The organism is Sphingomonas sp. PvP056 (assembly GCF_040549155.1).
In the GTDB taxonomy this organism is placed as follows: domain Bacteria; phylum Pseudomonadota; class Alphaproteobacteria; order Sphingomonadales; family Sphingomonadaceae; genus Sphingomonas.
This window is the reverse complement of record NZ_JBEPST010000001.1, coordinates 490472-509104: the sequence shown is the minus strand read 5'-3', so window position 1 is coordinate 509104 and position 18633 is coordinate 490472. Positions and strand designations below refer to the sequence as shown.

Annotated in this window: 16 protein-coding genes and 1 tRNA gene; 15 read left to right on the top strand and 2 right to left on the bottom strand. The window is 67.3% G+C overall.

Annotated elements, in window-relative coordinates; all coding sequences use genetic code 11:
• The first annotated feature begins 73 nt into the window (after positions 1-73).
• A complete protein-coding gene (locus ABIC17_RS02445; protein WP_354279058.1) occupies positions 74-1126 on the top strand; it encodes a sensor histidine kinase in 1053 nt (350 codons plus the stop codon).
• A gap of 118 nt (positions 1127-1244) precedes the next feature.
• Positions 1245-3038, top strand: a complete 1794-nt coding sequence (locus ABIC17_RS02440; protein WP_354279057.1) for an aminopeptidase P family protein — start codon at positions 1245-1247, stop codon at positions 3036-3038.
• Here ABIC17_RS02440 and ABIC17_RS02435 read toward each other — a convergent pair.
• Entirely contained in the window at positions 3028-3165 is a 138-nt protein-coding gene (locus tag ABIC17_RS02435) for a hypothetical protein (RefSeq protein WP_354279056.1), read from the bottom strand. The genes ABIC17_RS02440 and ABIC17_RS02435 overlap by 11 nt on opposite strands.
• Before the next feature lie 68 nt (positions 3166-3233).
• Here ABIC17_RS02435 and ABIC17_RS02430 point away from each other — a divergent pair.
• From ABIC17_RS02430 to ABIC17_RS02410, 5 genes are all read left to right on the top strand, one after another.
• A tRNA-Thr gene (locus ABIC17_RS02430) sits at positions 3234-3308 on the top strand.
• 191 nt (positions 3309-3499) lie between these two features.
• Complete coding sequence (locus ABIC17_RS02425; RefSeq protein WP_354279055.1) at positions 3500-4189, top strand: glycosyltransferase family protein; 690 nt, start codon at positions 3500-3502, stop codon at positions 4187-4189.
• A 222-nt stretch (positions 4190-4411) separates the two neighbouring features.
• Positions 4412-6790, top strand: a complete 2379-nt coding sequence (locus ABIC17_RS02420; protein WP_354279054.1) for an FdhF/YdeP family oxidoreductase — start codon at positions 4412-4414, stop codon at positions 6788-6790.
• Positions 6787-7572 (top strand): formate/nitrite transporter family protein, encoded by a 786-nt coding sequence (locus tag ABIC17_RS02415; protein WP_354279053.1) that lies wholly within the window; start codon positions 6787-6789, stop codon positions 7570-7572. Before ABIC17_RS02420 ends, ABIC17_RS02415 begins: the two co-directional genes overlap by 4 nt.
• Positions 7573-7582: 10 nt before the next feature.
• On the top strand, positions 7583-8698 hold the full coding sequence (locus ABIC17_RS02410; RefSeq protein WP_354279052.1) for an NADH:flavin oxidoreductase/NADH oxidase: 1116 nt from the start codon (positions 7583-7585) through the stop codon (positions 8696-8698).
• Between the two features lie 147 nt (positions 8699-8845).
• Here the strand turns inward: ABIC17_RS02410 and ABIC17_RS02405 are convergent, their stop codons facing one another.
• Positions 8846-9460, bottom strand: a complete 615-nt coding sequence (locus tag ABIC17_RS02405) for a peptidylprolyl isomerase (protein ID WP_502958404.1) — start codon at positions 9458-9460, stop codon at positions 8846-8848.
• Positions 9461-9830: 370 nt separating this feature from the next.
• Here ABIC17_RS02405 and ABIC17_RS02400 point away from each other — a divergent pair, with 370 nt between their 5' ends.
• From ABIC17_RS02400 to puuE, 8 genes are read left to right on the top strand one after another with little or no spacing between them, the layout of a single operon-like run.
• On the top strand, positions 9831-9983 hold the full coding sequence (locus ABIC17_RS02400; protein WP_354279049.1) for a hypothetical protein: 153 nt from the start codon (positions 9831-9833) through the stop codon (positions 9981-9983).
• Complete coding sequence (locus ABIC17_RS02395; RefSeq protein ID WP_354279048.1) at positions 9980-11329, top strand: AtzE family amidohydrolase; 1350 nt, start codon at positions 9980-9982, stop codon at positions 11327-11329. Before ABIC17_RS02400 ends, ABIC17_RS02395 begins: the two co-directional genes overlap by 4 nt.
• A complete protein-coding gene (locus tag ABIC17_RS02390) occupies positions 11326-12699 on the top strand; it encodes an NCS2 family permease (RefSeq protein WP_354279047.1) in 1374 nt (457 codons plus the stop codon). Before ABIC17_RS02395 ends, ABIC17_RS02390 begins: the two co-directional genes overlap by 4 nt.
• Positions 12700-12704: 5 nt before the next feature.
• On the top strand, positions 12705-13631 hold the full coding sequence (locus ABIC17_RS02385) for a 5'-methylthioadenosine/S-adenosylhomocysteine nucleosidase family protein (RefSeq protein ID WP_354279046.1): 927 nt from the start codon (positions 12705-12707) through the stop codon (positions 13629-13631).
• A complete protein-coding gene (locus tag ABIC17_RS02380) occupies positions 13631-15211 on the top strand; it encodes a gamma-glutamyltransferase family protein (protein ID WP_354279045.1) in 1581 nt (526 codons plus the stop codon). Before ABIC17_RS02385 ends, ABIC17_RS02380 begins: the two co-directional genes overlap by 1 nt.
• A complete protein-coding gene (locus ABIC17_RS02375; protein WP_354279044.1) occupies positions 15205-16518 on the top strand; it encodes an allantoate amidohydrolase in 1314 nt (437 codons plus the stop codon). Before ABIC17_RS02380 ends, ABIC17_RS02375 begins: the two co-directional genes overlap by 7 nt.
• A complete protein-coding gene (locus ABIC17_RS02370; protein ID WP_354279043.1) occupies positions 16508-17749 on the top strand; it encodes a pyridoxal-phosphate-dependent aminotransferase family protein in 1242 nt (413 codons plus the stop codon). The genes ABIC17_RS02375 and ABIC17_RS02370 overlap by 11 nt, the downstream gene beginning before the upstream one ends.
• Positions 17746-18633 (top strand): allantoinase PuuE, encoded by an 888-nt coding sequence (puuE, locus tag ABIC17_RS02365; protein WP_354279042.1) that lies wholly within the window; start codon positions 17746-17748, stop codon positions 18631-18633. The genes ABIC17_RS02370 and puuE overlap by 4 nt, the downstream gene beginning before the upstream one ends.

Sequence of the window (18633 nt, the reverse complement as noted above, 5' to 3'; positions counted from 1 at the left end):
CGATTTGTGCTGGAAGGATTCGACCGATCGCTCTCCTTCCCCGCCAGCAACGTGCAAACGCGGTGATGTCGTAATGCCTAGCAGGCCCGTCACCTTTCTCGAGAAGTTGCCACTGCTGTCCAGTCGGCCAGTGTTGCGCCATGTGCTTGCTGCGGCCTTGTCGGTCGGTGCGTGCCTGTTGCGCAGCGGGCTCGACCCGTGGTTCCCACCCGGTTTTCCGTTCCTGACCTTCTTCCCCGCAGTCATCGTGTCGGTGTTCCTGCTGGGGCGCGGCCCGGGCACGCTTGCCGCCGTGCTGTGCGGGTTGATGGCGTGGTATTACTTCATCCCGCCGGCGCGCAGTTTCGCAATCGGACCCGGCACGGCACTGGCGCTGGGCTTCTATGTGGCGGTGGTGGTGGTCGACATCACGCTGGTCGAATGGATGCAGCAAGCCAACCACCGCCTGCGCCGCGAACGCGAACGCAGCCACGACCTAGCCGAACAGAGCGCGCGGCTGGCTGAACGCAACGAATTGCTGTTCCGCGAGCTCCAGCACCGCGTCTCCAACAATATCCAGATGGTAGGCGCGATGCTGACATTGCACCGGCGCGGGGTCGACCATGCGCTTGCCAAGAAGGCGCTCGACGATGCCGCCGCGCGTGTCGGGCTGATCGGGCGGATTCAGCGGCAGCTCTACGACATCGACGGCAAGAACACCGATCTGGCGGCGTTCCTGCAGGGACTCGTCAACGATCTGGCTGAATCGGACGGGCGCGTCGGCATTCGTTACGACATCGCGGTCGAACCCGGGATCACGCTGCACGGCGATTCGCTCATCCCGTTCGCGCTGATCCTCGCGGAAGCGGTCGCCAATGCCAACGAACACGGCTTTGCCGACCGTACGACGGGCGTGATCCATATTGCGCTTCACCGCGCGCAGGGCGGCGTCACGCTGCGGGTGACCGACGACGGCGTGGGGCTGCCCGAGGGCTTTGCCGTCGCCGGGGCGACCAGTCTCGGCCTCAAGATCGCACTCGCGCTGGCGCGCCAGTTGAACGCGCAGTTCGAAGTCCATCCCGGTCCCGGTGGGGGCACCGCGAGCGTCCTGACGATCCCCGATCGTCCGACGGTTCAACCCGCCTGATCGCTCGCAATGGCGCATGACGGATCGTCTCGCGTCGCTTGATGCTCGCAACGCGGGAGCGGCTGGCCTAATCCGGCGTTCAGATCCTTGCTGCAACCATCCGGAAAGACCCTTGCCGATGTCTACCCACGCCGACCGCCTTGCTGCCCTGCGCGACCAGCTCCAGCGCGACCGGCTCGACGGTTTCGTCGTTCCGCTGACCGATGAGCACATGTCCGAATATGTCGGCGGCTATGCGCAGCGCCTTGCCTGGCTGACCGGATTCCAGGGATCGGCGGGGAGCGCGGTCGTGCTTCCGCAAGCTGCCGCGATCTTCACCGACGGACGCTACACGTTGCAGGTGCGCGAGCAGGTCTCGGGCGACGACTGGCAGTTCGTCGCGGTACCGCAGACGAGCGTCGCTTCATGGCTGGGCGACAATGCCGCCAACGGGGCACGGATCGGCTATGACCCGTGGCTCCACACGCGCGCCTGGGTCGAGGAAGCGCGCGCGAAGCTGGCGGCGCGCGGTGCCGAGCTGGTCGCGGTCGACACCAACCCGGTCGATACGGTGTGGCCCGACCGCCCCGCCCCCTCTACCGCGCCGCTCGGCGTACAGGACGACGATCGCGCCGGCGCGACGTCCGCCGCGAAGCGGGCGTTGATCGCGGACTGGCTGGCGACCGAACAGGCCGACGCGGTCGTGCTCACCGCGCTCGATTCGATCGCGTGGGTGCTCAACGTCCGTGGCCGCGATGTCGCGCACACCCCGGTCGCGCTGGCCTATGCGATCGTCGACGCGGACGGCACCGCCGATCTGTACGTCGCGTCCGACAAACTGACCGACGCCGTGCGCCAGCATCTCGGCAACGCGATCCGCCTGCATCCGCGTGATGCGTTTGCCGACGGACTCGCGCGTTATGCCGGCAAGACGATCGCAGCCGATCCCGCAGGCGCCGTCGCGGCGATCTTCGATGCGCTCGAAGCCGGTGGCGCGACCGTCATCGCACGCCGCGATCCGGTGCTGCTCGCCAAGGCGACCAAGAACTCGGTCGAGATCGCAGGGCACCGTGCGGCGTCGGTTCGCGACGGGGCCGCGCTCGCGCGTTTCCTGCGCTGGGTCGAGGCCGAGGCGCCCAAGGGCGGGCTGACCGAGCTCGATTGCGTCGCGCGGCTGCAACAGTTTCGCGAAGCGACCGGCGTGTTGCTCGACACGTCGTTCGACACGATTTCGGCGACCGGGGCGCATGGCGCGAGCCCGCATTATCACGCGACCCCCGAATCGAACGCGCGGCTAGAGTTGGGGCAGCTCTATCTGGTCGATTCGGGTGGGCAATATGCCGACGGCACGACCGACGTGACGCGCGTGCTGCCGATCGGCACGCCGACCGCGGAGATGCGCGATCGCTTCACCCGCGTGTTGCAGGGCCATATCGCGCTCGCCACCGCGGTGTTCCCGGCGGGGACGACCGGCGGGCAACTCGATGGCTTCGCGCGGCGGCCATTGTGGCAGGTCGGGCTGGATTACGCGCACGGGACCGGCCACGGCGTCGGCGCCTATCTTTCGGTACACGAAGGACCGCAGCGAATCGCACAGCCTTTCTACCCCGGCGGCGGCCCGGCCGAGCCGCTCCGCGCCGGAATGATTCTCTCAAACGAGCCCGGCTATTACAAGGCGGGCGAATATGGCATCCGAATCGAGAATCTGCTGCTGGTCGAGGATCGCAATTTTTCGGACGGTGCGCCGTTCCTGGGGTTCGAGACGCTGACGTTCTGCCCGATCGAGCGGAGCATGATTCTTCCCGAACTTCTCAGCACCGCCGAACGTGCGTGGCTCGACGCCTATCACGCCGAGGTGTTCGCAGTGCTGAGCCCGGCGTACGACGCCGAGGAACGCGCATGGCTTGCGGAGAAATGCGCGCCTATCGCGTGACGTCGTCGGGGAGCGGCGCGGGGGCCGATCCGGGTTCCGCGGCGCGCGCCTGTGCCTTGCGCCGCTTCAGATTTTCGCGAAGCGCCGCTGCCAATCGGTCGGCCTTTTCGTTTTTTGTGTCGGCCATTGTGCATGTGCTCCTTGACATTCCCTGCTCATCCGTCTCTTACGCCGCTTCCGCTGCAAAGTGGAGTTGCTGCCGTAGCTCAGTGGTAGAGCGCATCCTTGGTAAGGCTGAGGTCGTGAGTTCAATCCTCACCGGCAGCACCAGTTTCCCCGATCGTCGTCGAGATCATTTCCCCGCCGGGGGAACCATCCTTTAATCCGATCCTGCTAGCCTCGGGCGCGCCGAGCCGGTATCGGTACATTTCAAGCGGTTGTATTCCGCGTGTTTGAAAGGTTGCGTATCAGTGGCATGGGCTCAGCCGAGGTCGATCGACCCGCTCTCCTCCACGTTCGACATGGTTCGGATCATCAATCTTCCGCATCGGTCTGATCGCCGCAAGGGTGCCATCGCCACGCTGCGGAACCTCGGCGCCGAAATCGACGGTCGCACGATCGCGTTCCACGACGCCACGCGACCCGACAGCCCGGGCGGATTTCCCACGATCGGTACGCGGGGATGTTTCCTGAGCCACCTCGGTGCCCTGCAGGCGGCAAAGCGCGCCGGGGTGAAATCGCTGCTGATCCTCGAAGACGATGTCGCCATCTCGCGCAGTGAGATGGCGCAGCTGCCCGTGACGCTGGCCGCGCTGGCGCGCGAGCCGTGGGATGTCTTCTATGGCGGCTCGCCTGCGACCCGGAATGCGAGTCCGTTGTCCGTCGTCGCGCCCGACGAGGAATTGCTGCTGGCGCACTTCATTGCGTTTTCACAGCGAGCGATCGACGCGCTTGTCCCGTATCTCGAAGCCATTCTGACGCGCGAACCCGGTAGCCCCGAAGGCGGACCGATGCACGTCGACGGCGCCTATTCCTGGTTCCGCGCGGCACGCCCGGACCTGCGCGCCTTCGCCGCGACCCCGCACATCGCGCATCAGCAATCGTCGCGCACTGACATCCATGCGCTGGGTGCGAGCGATACGACCACGGTGCTGCAACCGTTCCTGCAGGTCGCCCGCACGATCAAGAACGCGATCCGCAACCGTAACTAGGCCGGTTCGTCACGGCGCGATTGCCCGTTGATGTCGTACGATTGCTGAACGTTGGAATGCGCCCGCAGCCGGTCTGTTCCACGAATTAACCCGATCACCAACTGCGGAAATCCCGCCTTTGCGCGAATGCCTCGGTCGCATAACGCCGTCTTATCCGGGCGTGTGCGCATGCCCGCCCCTACCCCCATCGCCGCGACTTCGGGTCGCGCTGGAGAAACAACCGTGGCAACCAAACGTCCCGACGGAATCAAGGATTACACCGGCCCCGCAGGCGGATGGGGCGCACTGAAGGCGGTCGCCATTTCGCTGAAGGCGCAGCAGATCGTCACCAGCGGCGCGCAGACGCTGCTCAAGTCGAACCAGCCTGACGGCTTCGACTGCCCGAGCTGCGCGTGGCCCGACCCCAAGCACACCAGCTCGTTCGAATTCTGCGAGAATGGCGCGAAGGCCGTCGCGTGGGAATCGACCGCGAAGAAGATCGGGGCGAAGTTCTTCGCCGAGCACAGCGTTTCGGACATCTGGAAAGAGAGCGATCACTGGATCGAGGATCAGGGCCGCGTCACCGAGCCGCTGCGGTACAATGCCGCGACCGATCATTATGAAGTCGTCGGCTGGGACGAAGCGATCGCCGAGATCGGCGCAGGGCTCGCCGCCGTGCCCGATGCCGATCAGGCCGAATTCTACACCTCGGGCCGCTGCTCGAACGAAGCCGCGTTCCTGTTCCAGCTGTTCGTGCGGCTGTACGGCACCAACAACTTCCCCGATTGCTCGAATATGTGCCACGAGGCGACGTCGGTCGGCCTCCCCAAGTCGATCGGGATCGGCAAGGGCACGGTCAGCCTCGAGGATTTCGATCATACCGATCTGATCCTGTCGTTCGGCCACAACCCCGGCACCAACCATCCGCGAATGATGGCGACGCTGCGCGAAGTGTCGAAGCGCGGGGGCAAGATCATCGTCTTCAACCCGCTCAAGGAACGTTCGCTCGAGCGTTTCGAATCGCCGCAATCGGTGGTTGAGATGGCGACGGGCAACTCGACGCCGATCGCGTCGACCTACCTGCAGGTGAAGGTCGGCGGCGATGCCGCGGCGATCAAGGGAATCGCGAAGGCGCTCGTCGCGCTCGACGATGCCGCGCGCTCGTCGAACGCAGCAGGTGCTGCAGCGGCGGCGCCGACGCTCGACCATGACTTCATCGCCGAGCATACCGCCGGGATCGAGGCGTATATCGCGGACCTGCGCGAAACCACCTGGGAGGCGATCGAGCGCGGCAGCGGCCTGTCGCGCACGGATCTAGAGGGCGTCGCACAAATCTATGCCGTCTCGAAGGCGACGATCGTCTGCTACGGCATGGGGATCACGCAGCAGCGCACCGGCACGAGCAACGTCCAGCAGATCGCCAATTTGCTGCTGCTCCGCGGCAACATGGGGCGGCCGGGCGCGGGCATCTGTCCGCTTCGCGGGCACAGCAACGTCCAGGGCGACCGCACCGTCGGGATCACCGAGCGGCCCAAGCCCGCCTTCCTCGACCGGATGCGCGACGTGTTCGGGTTCGAACCGCCGCGCAAGGACGGCCATTCGGTCGTCGAGAGCATCGCCGCGATGCGTGACGGCAAGGCCAAGGCGATCGTCTGCCTCGGTGGCAATCTTGCGATCGCCTCATCGGATCCGCAGGCGTGCGCCGAGGGGTTCCGCAATATGGATCTGGCGGTCCACATCACCACCAAGCTCAACCGCACCCATCTGCTGATGGCGAAGGCGACCTATGTCCTGCCGTGCCTCGGCCGGACCGAGGCGGACGAGCAGGCGGGTGTTCCGCAGTCGGTGACGGTCGAGGATTCGATGTCGATGGTCCACGCCTCGCGCGGTTTCCTCAAGCCACCGGGCGCGAACGTGAAGTCCGAGATCTGGATCGTCGGGCAGATCGCCAAGGCGACGCTCAAGGGCAAGGGCGCGATCGACTGGGACGCGTTCATCGGCAATTACGACCTGATCCGCGACAAGATCGAGGCGGTGTTCCCCGATTTTGCGGACTACAACCGTCGCGTCCGGGAGCCGGGCGGGTTCCATCTGACCAACAGCGCTGCGCTGCGGGTGTGGAACACCGACACCAAGAAAGCGAACTTCCTTTGCACGCCAACGCTCGAGGACGATTCGACCAACGGTGACCCCGATGTCCTGCGGCTGACGACACTCCGCGCGCATGACCAGTACAACACCACGGTCTACAGCCTCGACGACCGCTATCGCGGCGTGTTCGGACGACGCGACATCCTGTTCATGAACGAACGCGATATCGCCCGGATGGGGTTCGTCGAAGGCGATCTGGTCGACATTGCGACCGCGCTCGACTTCGCTCGCGCAGATCGTGTGGTACAAAAACTTACAATCGTGCGTTACGCGCTGCCTGAGGGATGTTGTGCATCCTATTATCCGGAGACCCAGCCGTTGATCGCGCTTGAAGACCATGATCCCCAAAGCTTCACCCCGTCGTACAAATCGGTGCCGGTGACGATCCGCCCGACCGGGGCCGATCTAGGGTCCGAATTCGCCGTCGCCCGCGCGGGTGTCGTCGGTCGATCGAAACACGTACCGGCGTGAGCAGCTACGCGCCAACGATCGATATCTACGCCAAGCTCGCTGCCACCAAGGCAGCGGCGCTGCGGCGATCACCAGCAGGGTTCTTTGCCGGTGCGATGCTGGCGGGCACGTACATCGGGATCGCGATGATCCTCGCGCTCAGCACGGGATCGGGGTTGCCCGCGGGCGTCCGCCCGCTGGTGATGGGCGCGACCTTCGGGATCGGGCTGATCCTGACGGCCTTTGCGGGTGCCGAGCTGTTCACCGGATACGTCATGTATCTCGGGTTCGGCCTCGCCCGGCGGACCATCACCCTGTGGGACGCGTTCCTGCTGATCGTGGTGGTGTGGGTCGGCAATCTCGTCGGCGGGGTCATCCTGTCGCTGGTGTTCGCCGCGGGCGGCGGTGGGGCGATCTTCGCCAATGCCGACACGATGTTCCACGCCTATGCCGCGCACAAGGTGGAGGCGAGCGCGCTTGCCCTGCTGTGCCGCGCGATCCTGTGCAACTGGCTGGTCTGTCTTGCGATCTGGACTGCGGCACGAATGCAGGGCGACGCCGCCAAGTGCATCGCGATGGCGTGGATCCTGCTCGCTTTCGTTGCGGCCGGGTTCGAGCATTCGGTCGCCAACATGACCGGGCTGACGCTGGGGCTATTGGTCGATCACCCGTCGATCACCATTGCGGGCATGGTCCGCAATCTCGCGATCGTCTCGGTCGGCAATGCGATCGGCGCGCTGGTGTTCGTCTGTGGCGGCTACCTCGCCGCCTCGCGGACCGACGTCGTCGCGGTCGCCAAGTAAAGGAACGCATATGCCCGGTCCCCGCCTCTTCGAACCGTTGACGATCGACGGGCTGACGCTCGCCAACCGCATCGTCATCGCGCCGATGTGCCAATATTCCGCGGTCGATGGCTGCATGACCGATTGGCACCTTATTCATCTCGGTCAGCTTGCGCTGTCGGGCGCGGGGTTGCTGACAATCGAGGCGGCGGCGGTGGTGCCCGAGGGGCGGATCACTTACGCTGATGTCGGACTGTATGACGATGCGACGCAGGCGGCGATGGGCAAGACGCTCGACAGCATCCGGCGGCATTCGGACATGCCAATCGGCATCCAGCTCGCGCATGCCGGGCGCAAGGCGTCGACCGACCTGCCGTGGCGCGGTGGTGCGCACATTGCGCCGGGTTCGGACAAGAGCTGGCAGACGGTCGCGCCGTCGGCGCTCGCGTTCGGGATAGACGATACGCCGCCGCTGGCGCTGGACCGCGACGGGCTTGCGCGCGTGCGCGATGCTTTCGTAGCTTCTGCCAAGCGCGCGGCGGATCTCGAGCTTGACCTTGTTCAACTTCACGGCGCGCACGGGTATCTGCTGCACCAGTTCCTCTCGCCACTCTCCAACCGGCGCGACGACGATTATGGCGGCAGCCTCGAGAACCGGATGCGCTTCCCGCTCGAGGTGTTCGATGCGGTGCGGTCGGCGTTTCCCGCGGGCAAGCCGGTCACGATGCGGCTGTCGGGGACCGATTGGGTCGACGGCGGCTGGGGAGTCGAGGACAGCGTTGCTTTCTCGCAGGCGCTCGAAGCGCGCGGCTGTTCGGCGATCCATGTGTCGAGCGGCGGGCTCGACGCCGGGCAGCAGATCCCGGTCGGGCCGAGCTATCAGGTGCCGCTCGCGCGCGCGGTGAAGCGGGCGGTCGGGATCCCGGTCGTCGCGGTCGGGCTGATCACCGAGCCCGAACAGGCGGAAGCGATCGTTGGTACGGGCGACGCGGACATGATCGCGCTCGCGCGCACGATCCTCTACGAACCGCACTGGCCGTGGCGTGCCGCGGCGGCGCTCGGCGGGACGGTGGTTGCCCCCAACCAGTATCTCCGCTCGCAGCCGCGCCAGTATAAGGATCTGCTGCAGCCGCCTGCGAAGCGATAGCGATTAAAGCAGAAACCTTCTTCCCCGGCGAAGGCCGGGGCCCAGTCGCGCTGCCGGAGGTAACGAAGCGCATCCGCCAGCAATCTGCCGTTTCTCTCCTGGGCCCCGGCCTTCGCCGGGGAAGAAGACGTTGCGGGCGAGCGACCGTTACTTCCGTGGCAACAGCTGCCACACCTTGACCCGCCCGGTCGGATGCGGTGTCCCGTCCAGCCGGACCGCCCGCACGATCGACACCGGGCGGCGCAGCGTCTCCCCCTTCATCGGGCCCTCGCCGCCCTGGCTCGTCGGCATAGCGAGGATGCGTTTGACGACGTCCATCCCCGTCACGACCTTGCCGAACACCGCATAGCCGGGCGACCCGGGGCGTGCGTCCATGTTCGGAAAAGGCCCCGACATCAGCGAAAAGTTGGCGGTCCCTGAATCCAGCGCGTCATAGCGCGCCATCGAAATCACCCCGTCGACATGCCGCAACCCGGTCTTGCTGGTCGGTTCGAGCGGCAAGGTGCCAAGCCGGCGGCGCGCATCGGTGCCGATCCCGCCCTCGATGAACCCCAGTCCCGGCTTGCCCGGCCGCCGCGACGCGCGGAAGAAAGCGGTGCCGTCGAGCCGCTGATCATCGACATAGGCGAGAAAATTGGCTGCGGTTTTCGGCGCGTGGCGCGTGTCGAGTGCGATCACGATCGGTCCCGCCGACGTTTCGAGCCGCACGCGGACCATCGGTGGCTCGACCGGTGCCGCCGCCGTCAGCAGCGCAAGCGCCATCATCCCCACTACAAACCGCATGCATTCGTCTCCGCCAATCCGTGTCTCCCTAGGGACGAAGCCCACGGAACGGTATCCCAGACCGTTCAGCCGGGGACGCCGCAGGATGAACCGAAGGGTCGCGCCACGGTTCCGGCGACGCATACGGGTCTGCGGCCCCTCCGGGGTGCACGCTTTTTTGCAACGGTCCATGCCGGTCATTATGTTGGATCGTGCAGGTAAAGCGCGCCATGACGGCCCCATGCCGCCCGCCGCCAGAACGCCCCCTTCAATCGATCGCGTCCTGTCGTGGCTGGCCGGTTCCGCTGTCATCGCTGCGGTCGTGCTTGGCTGGCGATACTCTCGGCGCACATCGGTCTCACCCACGGCGGTGCCCCGCACGCGCGCAGAGATCGCGACCGCGGCGGCGCAGCGCGGGTTTGCCGTGCCCGAAGCATGTCTTCCCGGCGTCATCGAGACACTGGCGGTGCTGGACGACCACGCCGCGCGCTTGCTCGGCGATGCCCCACGGGTCGCCTGGTGAAACATGCGACCGAGATCGCCGCCGCGGTTCACGCGCGGCGGACCACCGCGACGGCGGTCGTCGATCGTTGCCTTGCGGCGCTTGCGGCGGACGGCAACCGGCTGGTCGCGGTGACGCGCGTGCTCGCTGAGCGCGCACGGCGGGAGGCGGCGCTGGTCGATGCCGCGATTGCCGCGGGGCGCGATCCGGGGCCGCTCGCGGGGGTACCGTATGGCGTCAAGGATCTGTTCGACGTGGCCGGTTTGCCGACGACGGCTGGGTCCGCGCTCTATGCCGGAGCCGTGCCCGCGACGACGGATGCCGTGGCGATTCAGCGGCTTGGCGCGGCGGGAGCGGTGCTGGTCGCGACGCTCAACATGGATGAGTTCGCTTACGGCTTTGCGACGATCAACGCGGTTCACGGCACCACGCGCAATCCACATGATCTCAAACGGATCGCAGGCGGATCGTCGGGCGGATCGGCGGCAGTCGTTGCGGCGGGGCTGCTCCCCTTCACGCTCGGATCGGACACCAACGGGTCGATCCGCGTGCCCGCCAGCCTGACGGGGATCTATGGCCTGAAGCCGACGCATGACGCGTTGCCGATGGCGGGGGTGTTCCCGTTCGCCAAAAGCTTCGACGATATCGGTCCGTTTGCGACATCGCCGCGCGATCTTGCGCTGCTTTGGGACGTGTTGCGCGCCGGTTCTGGTCGATCTGACACCGGAACCGACCCGGTTCGCGTCGCCCGATTGGGCGGCCGCTTCGCAGTGAACCTCGATCCTGCGCAACAGGCGGCGATCGACACGATCGCGCCCGATGCACCGATGGTCGACCTGGGCGATGTCGCGCGGGCGCGCTCGGCGGCGTTCCTGATCACCGCCTTTGAGGGGGGCGCCGTCCACCGCGCGGCGTTCGCGCGCGGGGATGCTATGCGGTTCGACCCGGCGACGCGCGACCGGTTGCTCGCGGGCGCGTTGCTGCCGGATGGCTTGTACGACCGGGCGCAAGCGTTCCGCACCGCGTTCAAGGACACGCTCGCTTCCGTGTTCGCCGAGCATGACATTTTGATCGCCCCCGCCACCCCGTGCGTTGCACCAACGATCGCAGATCCGTGGATCGTCATCGATGGCGAACGCACCCCGGCGCGGCGCGATCTGGGGGTGCATAGCCAGCCGATCAGCTTCGCCGGACTGCCCGCGCTCGCGGTCCCGCTCAGGCGGCCGGGGCAATTGCCGCTGGGGTTGCAGCTAATCGGACGACCGGGGGGCGAACGAATGCTGTTCCGTTTCGCCGAGATGCTGGAAGAACGGGGACTGACCGGCGTCTGCGCACCCGGCGAAGCATTTCAGGGGGACAGCCGATGACGCAAACGACCAGACCGATCGATCCCGGAACCGGCGTATCCGCCCCAAGCGGGCTCGACCGCTATTTCCGCCTGAGCGAGCGCGGCACGTCGACCCGGACCGAGGTGCTGGCGGGGTTCACCACCTTCCTGACGATGGCGTATATCGTGCTGGTCAACCCGGCGATCCTCGGCCAGGCGGGGATGCCCGTCGCCGCGGTTGCTGCGGCCACGTGCTTTGCGGCGGCGTTCGGGTCGATCCTGATGGGGATGGTCGCCAACACCCCGCTCGCGCTTGCGCCCGGCATGGGGCTCAACGCCTATTTCAGCTTCACCGTCGTCCAGCAGATGGGCGTGCCGTGGCCGGTCGCGCTGGGGTGCGTGCTGATTTCGGGCGTGGCGTTCCTGATCCTGACGCTGACGGGGGTCCGCCAGATGATCGTCGCGGTGATCCCGGCGCATCTGTTCGCGGCAGTCGCGGGCGGGATCGGGCTGTTCATCGGCTTCATCGGGCTGAAGAACGCGGGCATCATCGTCGCCAATCCCGCGACCTTCGTGGCGCTCGGCGACCTCAAGGCCCCCGGCGCGGCGGTCGCGCTGTTCGGGCTGCTCGCGATCGGCGCGCTCAGCGTATGGAACGTGCGCGGCGCGATGCTGATCGGGATCGTCGCGACGACGCTGGTCGGCTGGTTCGCCGGGCTGGTCGTCGTCAGCCCGGAGCCGTACAGCCTCACCGCGCTGACCGGGACCGCGTTCCAGCTCGATCTTGCCGGGGTCTTCGGGGTCGGCGGCAAGCACGGGCTCGGGCTGCTCGAAATCCTGTTCGTCTTCCTGTTCGTCGACCTGTTCGACAATATCGGCACGCTGGTCGCGGTGACCAAGCGCGCCGGGCTGATGGATGCCGCGGGGCGCATTCCCGGCCTCAACCGCATCCTGATGACCGATGCGGTCGCGACGATCGTCGGCGCGCTGGCGGGGACGAGCACCGTCACCTCCTATGTCGAGAGCGCTGCCGGCGTGCAGGCGGGCGGGCGCACCGGGCTGACCGCGGTGGTGACGGGGGTGTTGTTCCTGCTCACGATGTTCGTCGCCCCCTATGCGCAGATCGTCCCGCTCGCGGCGACCGCGCCCGCGCTGATCATCGTCGGCGGGCTGATGCTGCTGCCGATTACCGAAGTCGCGTGGGAGGATCCTTATTCCGCGATCCCCGCCTTCCTGACGGTCGCGATGATCCCGCTGACCTTCTCGATCGCGAACGGGCTTGCCTTCGGGATCACCGCGCACGCGGTGCTCAAGCTGGTGCGCGGACGGATCACGACCGCGGACTGGTTCCTGCTGCTGCTCGCCGCGCTCTTCGTCGTTCGCTTCTTCTGGATGAGTGCTGCCGCATGACTCGCATGATCCGCCGCCTCTTCCTCTTGCTGCTGTTCGCAGGGTCCGTGCCTGCGACGGCGCAAACCCGCGACACGACGCCGCGCACCGTCGTGATGACCGCCTTCCTGCCCGAATGGAATGCGTTGATCCGCTCGATCGACTCCCCGGCCGAGCAGAAGATCAACGGGCTCGTCTTCGTGACCGGCACGATGGCGGGCAAGCCCGTGCTGCTGATGCAAAGCGGCGTCAGCATGGTCAATGCGGCGATGAACACACAGCTCGTGCTCGATCGCTTCACCGTCAAGCGGATCGTGTTCTCGGGGATCGCGGGCGGGGTCGACCCGTCGCTCGCGATCGGCGACGTGATCGTGCCCGAGCAATGGGGCCAGTATCTCGAGGTCTCCTTCGCCCGCAAGGGACCGCAGGGCTGGATTCCGCCCGAGGCGATCGACCCCGAAGCCCCCGCGGCGTGGGACATGATGTTCCCGCGCGGCGTCCGCGTCGGCAATGCGAAGGAAGCGTGGCAGCGGCATTATCTGCTCGCCGCCGATCCCGCGCTGCTCGCGCTCGCGCGCAAGGTGGCGGGGTCGATCACGCTGCGCCGCTGCGTCGAGGATGGCGCGGCGACGGCGGCACGTCCTGCCGCATGCCTGGCACACCAGCCCAAGATCGTGATCGGTGGCACGGGGGTCAGTGCGGGCGTCTATGCCGACAATGCCGCCTTCCGCGATTATCTGTTCGGGGCGTGGAAGGCGCGCGTGCTCGACATGGAAAGCGGCGCGGTGACGCAGGTCGCCTTTGCCAATGGCGTGCCGGTGATCGTGTTCCGCAGCCTGTCCGATCTGGCGGGCGGCGATGCCGGGTCGAACCAGATGACGACCTTCATGACGCTCGCCTCGATCAATTCGGCGGATGTCGTGCGGCATTTCGTCGCGGCGTTGCCCGACTGATGCGCCATACCGTCCGCTCCTATCGCGGCATGGTGACCGCGCCGCATCACCTGGCCGCGCAAGCCGGCCTCGGGGTGCTGCAGGACGGCGGCACTGCGGTCGAGGCAAGCGTTGCGGTCGCGGCAACGCTCGCGGTGGCCTATCCGCACATGACCGGGATCGGCGGCGACGGTTTCTGGCTGGTCGCCGAGCCCGACGGGCGAGTCGATGCGGTGCATGGTTGCGGTTGTGCGGCGGCAAATGCCAATCTGGCGCTCTATGCGGGCCATGCGGGCGTGCCGACGCGCGGGCCGCTCGCGGCGAATACGGTGGCGGGGACGATCTCCGCCTGGGCCGCCGTGCTCGATCAGGGCGGCGGATCGTTGCCGCTCGATCGGTTGCTGCGCGACGCGATCTTCCATGCCGACAATGGCGTCGCGGTGACTCGCGGCGGGGCGGCTATTGCTGCGGCGAAGGGTGCCGAACTGCGCGGGCAGCCCGGTGCCTATGCCGCGATTTTCGAACCCGCGGGACGGCCGTTGCGCGAAGGCGAGCGGCTGTACCAGCCTGCGCTTGCCGCCACGTTGCGGATGCTGGCGCGGGATGGAGCGGAGGGTTTCTATCGCGGCGCGCTTGGGGCGTTGCTCGCCGAGGATCTGGCCACGCTCGGCAGCCCGGTTTCGGCGGCGGATCTCGCCGCGCACGAAGCGACCCGCCCCACGCCGCTCCACACCCGCATCACCGACGCTGATCTCTATAACAGCGCCCCCCCGACGCAGGGCTTCGCCTCGCTGCTGATCCTTGCGCTGTTCGACCGGCTGAAGGTCGCGCGCGGGGAGGATTTCGATCATGTCCACGGACTGGTCGAGGCGACCAAACAGGCGTTCCTGCTGCGCGACCGGCATATCGGCGATCCGGCGTTCCATGATTTCGACGTGCAGGGCCTGCTCGACGATCCCTCTGCGCTCGACCGGCTGGCGGCGCAGATCGACCCTGCCACCGCGCTGCCGTGGCCACGCCCTTCGACGTTGGGCGATACGTGCTGGTTCGGCGCGGCGGATGCGGACGGTCGTGTGGTCAGCGCGATCCAGTCGACCTATTTCGAGTTCGGATCGGGACTGGTGCTGCCGCAGACCGGCGTAACCTGGCAGAATCGCGGCAGTTCGTTCCTGCTCGCGAGCGACGGATGGAATGCGCTCAGTCCCGGCCGCAAGCCGTTCCACACGCTCAACCCTGCCCTCGCGCGCTTCGATGACGGGCGCGTGATGGCGTACGGGACGATGGGTGGCGAGGGCCAGCCGCAGACGCAGGCGGCGCTGTTCACGCGCTATGCGCGCTCCGGCACGGGGTTGCAGGACGCGATCAGCGCGCCGCGCTGGCTGCTCGGACGGACCTGGGGCGAGGCGAGCACGACGCTCAAGATCGAGGACGGCTTCGCGCCCGAACTTTACACAGCACTCGCCGCCGCGGGGCACGACGTCGAACGGATCGGCCCGCCCAGCGCGATGATGGGCCATGCCGGCGCGATCGTCCGCTCGGGCGACGGCCTGCTCGAAGGCGCGACCGATCCGCGCAGCGACGGCCAGGTGGCGGCATGGTGAGCGCCCCCCTCCCCGGCGGCGCGCGCGCGGTGGCGCGGTGCGATATGCTCGGCGTCGCGCCCTATAGCGACACGGCGGAGGGGCTGTATCGCGGCTATCTGACGCCGGCACATCGCGCCACCGTCGATCAGGTGGGCCGATGGATGGTCGAGGCCGGAATGACCGTTGCGCTCGATCACGCCGCCAATCTGGTCGGCCGCTATCCCGGCACTGACGCTGACGCACCCGCTTTGGTGATCGGCAGCCATCTCGACAGCGTCCGTAACGGCGGATGCTACGACGGCCCGCTCGGCGTGATGCTCGCGATCGAATGCGTCGCAGCGCTGAACGCACAAGGCCGCCGCTTGCCGTTTCCTATCGAAGTCTATGGTTTCGGCGACGAGGAAGGCTCGCGATTTCCGGCGGCGATGCTCACCAGCCGAGCGGTCGCCGGCACGCTGGAGGCGGACTTGCTGGCCATCGGCGATGCCGACGGCGTTCCGCTTGCCTCGGCGCTTCGCCTTTTCAATGCTGACTATGCTTCGCTGCGCGCGGGCCTGACGTTCGACGTCGATGACCGATCCGCGCTCGGTATTGCGGCGTTCGATCTGGCGAGACGCCCCGCGGGCACGACGCTCGCCTATCTCGAGGCGCATATCGAGCAGGGACCGGTGCTTGAGGCCGAGGGGCTTGCGGTCGGGACGGTGACCGGGATTGCCGCACAACTGCGCTACCGGGTCGAGGTGATCGGGAAGGGGGGGCATGCGGGGACGTGCGCGATGCCGCTCCGGCGCGATGCGCTGGCGGGCGCGGCGGAGATGGTGCTTGCGGTCGAGGCGATCGCGCGCGCCGCTGCGTCGGATCTGGTCGCCACGGTCGGCACGATCGAGGCGCTGCCGGGTGCTGCCAATGTCATCGCCGGGCACGTGCGCTTCACGCTCGACGTGCGCGCAGGCAACGCCGTCCGGCGCGATACGGCGGCGGAAGTGATGCTGGAGCGGATTCACGCCATTGCTGACGTTCGCGGTCTCGATTTTGCGATCGAGCGAATCCACGACCTCCCCGCCAGTCCATGCGATCCCGTGCTGATGGACCTGCTCGACTCGGCGACGGTCGCGGCGGGGCAGCCGGTGCGCAGGCTCGTATCGGGGGCGGGGCATGATGCGATGGTGATGGCCGCTTTGTGCCCGACCGCGATGCTGTTCGTCCGCTGCAAGGGCGGGATCAGCCATAATCCGGCCGAGCATGTCGACCCCGCCGATGCGGAGATCGCCTTGCGCGTCATGCTCGGCTTCATCGAACGACTGGGAGCGGCGCATGCCGAATGAGTACGGGATCGACCTGTTCGGCGAGATCGATCCGCCGCAGCGGTTGCTGATGGGGCCCGGCCCGGTCAACGCGCATCCGCGTGTGCTGCGCGCGATGTCGGCGGATCTGCTCGGGCAGTTCGACCCGGAAATGACCGGCTACATGAACCAGGTGATGGCGCTGTACCGCCCGGTGTTCGGCACAAACAACCCGTGGACGATGCTGATCGACGGCACCGCACGCGCCGCGATCGAGGCGTCGCTGGTGTCTTTGGTGGTGCCGGGCGACCGCGTGCTGGTGGTCAATTTCGGGCGGTTCGGGCTGTTGCTGACCGAAATCCTCGCGCGGATCGGCGCGGTGGTCGAGACGGTCGATGCACCATGGGGTGAGACCGTGCCGCTCGACGCGATCGCCGCCGCGATCGAAGCCTTCGCGCCCAAGGTCGTCGCGACCGTCCACGGAGACACCTCGACAACGATGGCGCAGCCGCTCGAAGGTTTCGGGGCGCTGTGCCGCGCTGCGGGGGCGCTGTCCTATGTCGATGCGACCGCGACGCTCGGCGGGATGGAGATCGCGACCGACCGCTGGGGGATCGACGTGGTGACGGGCGGCCTGCAGAAATGCTTGGGCGGCCCTTCCGGCTCTGCACCGATCACGCTGTCCGACGCCGCCGCTGCGCATATCGCTGCGCGCCGCCATGTCGAACAGGGTATCCGCCGCGCCGACATCGCCGATGGCGCGGGGCCGCGGATCGGGTCGAACTATTTCGATCTCGCGATGATCATGGATTATTGGTCGGAGAAGCGGCTCAACCACCATACCGAGGCGACCTCGATGCTCTATGCGGCGCGTGAATGCGCGCGCGTGGCGCTGGGCGAAGGGCTCGAGCCACGCTTTGCCCGCCATGCCGCCGCGGGTCGCGCGATGACCGCGGGGCTGCGCGCGATGGGCTTGCGCGTGTTCGGCGACGATGCGCACCGCATGACCAACGTCACCGGCGTGTACATCCCCGACGGCGTCGATGGCGAGCGTGTCCGCACCGCGATGCGCGACCAGTTCGAGATCGAGATCGGCACCGCGTTCGGCCCGTTGCAGGGGCGGATCTGGCGGCTCGGCGCGATGGGCTATAACGCGATGAAGCATAAGGTGCTGATCACGCTCGGCGCGCTCGAGGCGTGCCTGCGCCGCGAGGGGGTCGTGCTCCCCGCGGGGACCGCGGTCGAGGCGGCGATCGCCGCGTGGGACGCATGACGCCGCCGCGCGACCTGATCGGCTATGGCGCCACCCCGCCCGATCCGCGCTGGCCCGGCGGCGCGCGCGTCGCGGTGCAGTTCGTCGTCAATTACGAGGAAGGTGCCGAGAATTCGGTGCTCAACGGCGATGCCGGGTCCGAAGCCTTCCTGTCCGAGATGGTCGGCGCAGGCAGCCATCCGGATCGCGCGATGGCGATGGAAAGCCTCTATGAATATGGCGCGCGCGCAGGGTTCTGGCGGCTCCACCGGCTGTTCGTGGCGCGCGGCGTCCCCGTGACGGCGTTCGCGGTCGCGAAGGCGATGGAGGCCAACCCCGCGGTCGTCGCCGCGATGCAGGATGCCGGGTGGGAGATCGCCAGCCACGGGCTGCGCTGGATCGATTACCAGACCGTCCCCGAAGCGACCGAACGCGCGCATATCGCCGAGGCGATCGCGCTTCACAAGCGGCTCACCGGGAGCCGCCCGCTCGGCTGGTATCAGGGGCGGACCTCGCCCAACACCGTGCGGCTCGTCGCCGAGGAGGGCGGGTTCCTGTACGATGCCGACAGCTATGCCGACGACCTGCCTTATTGGGACCGTCGCTTCGGCCACGCGCAGCTGATCGTGCCCTATACGCTCGACGCCAACGACATGAAGATGGTTGCGCTTAACGGCTTTACCGAGGGCGATCAGTTCTTCCGCTACCTGCGCGACAACTTCGACCAGCTGCGCGAGGAAGGCGGGCGTATGCTGTCGATCGGCCTGCACGGGCGGATCGCGGGTCGCCCGGCGCGGGCGCGCGCGCTCGCGTGCTTCGTCGATCACGTGCTCGCTTCTGGCGACGCGTGGATCGCGCGGCGCATCGACATCGCGCGCCACTGGCGGGAGGTTCACCCGGCATGA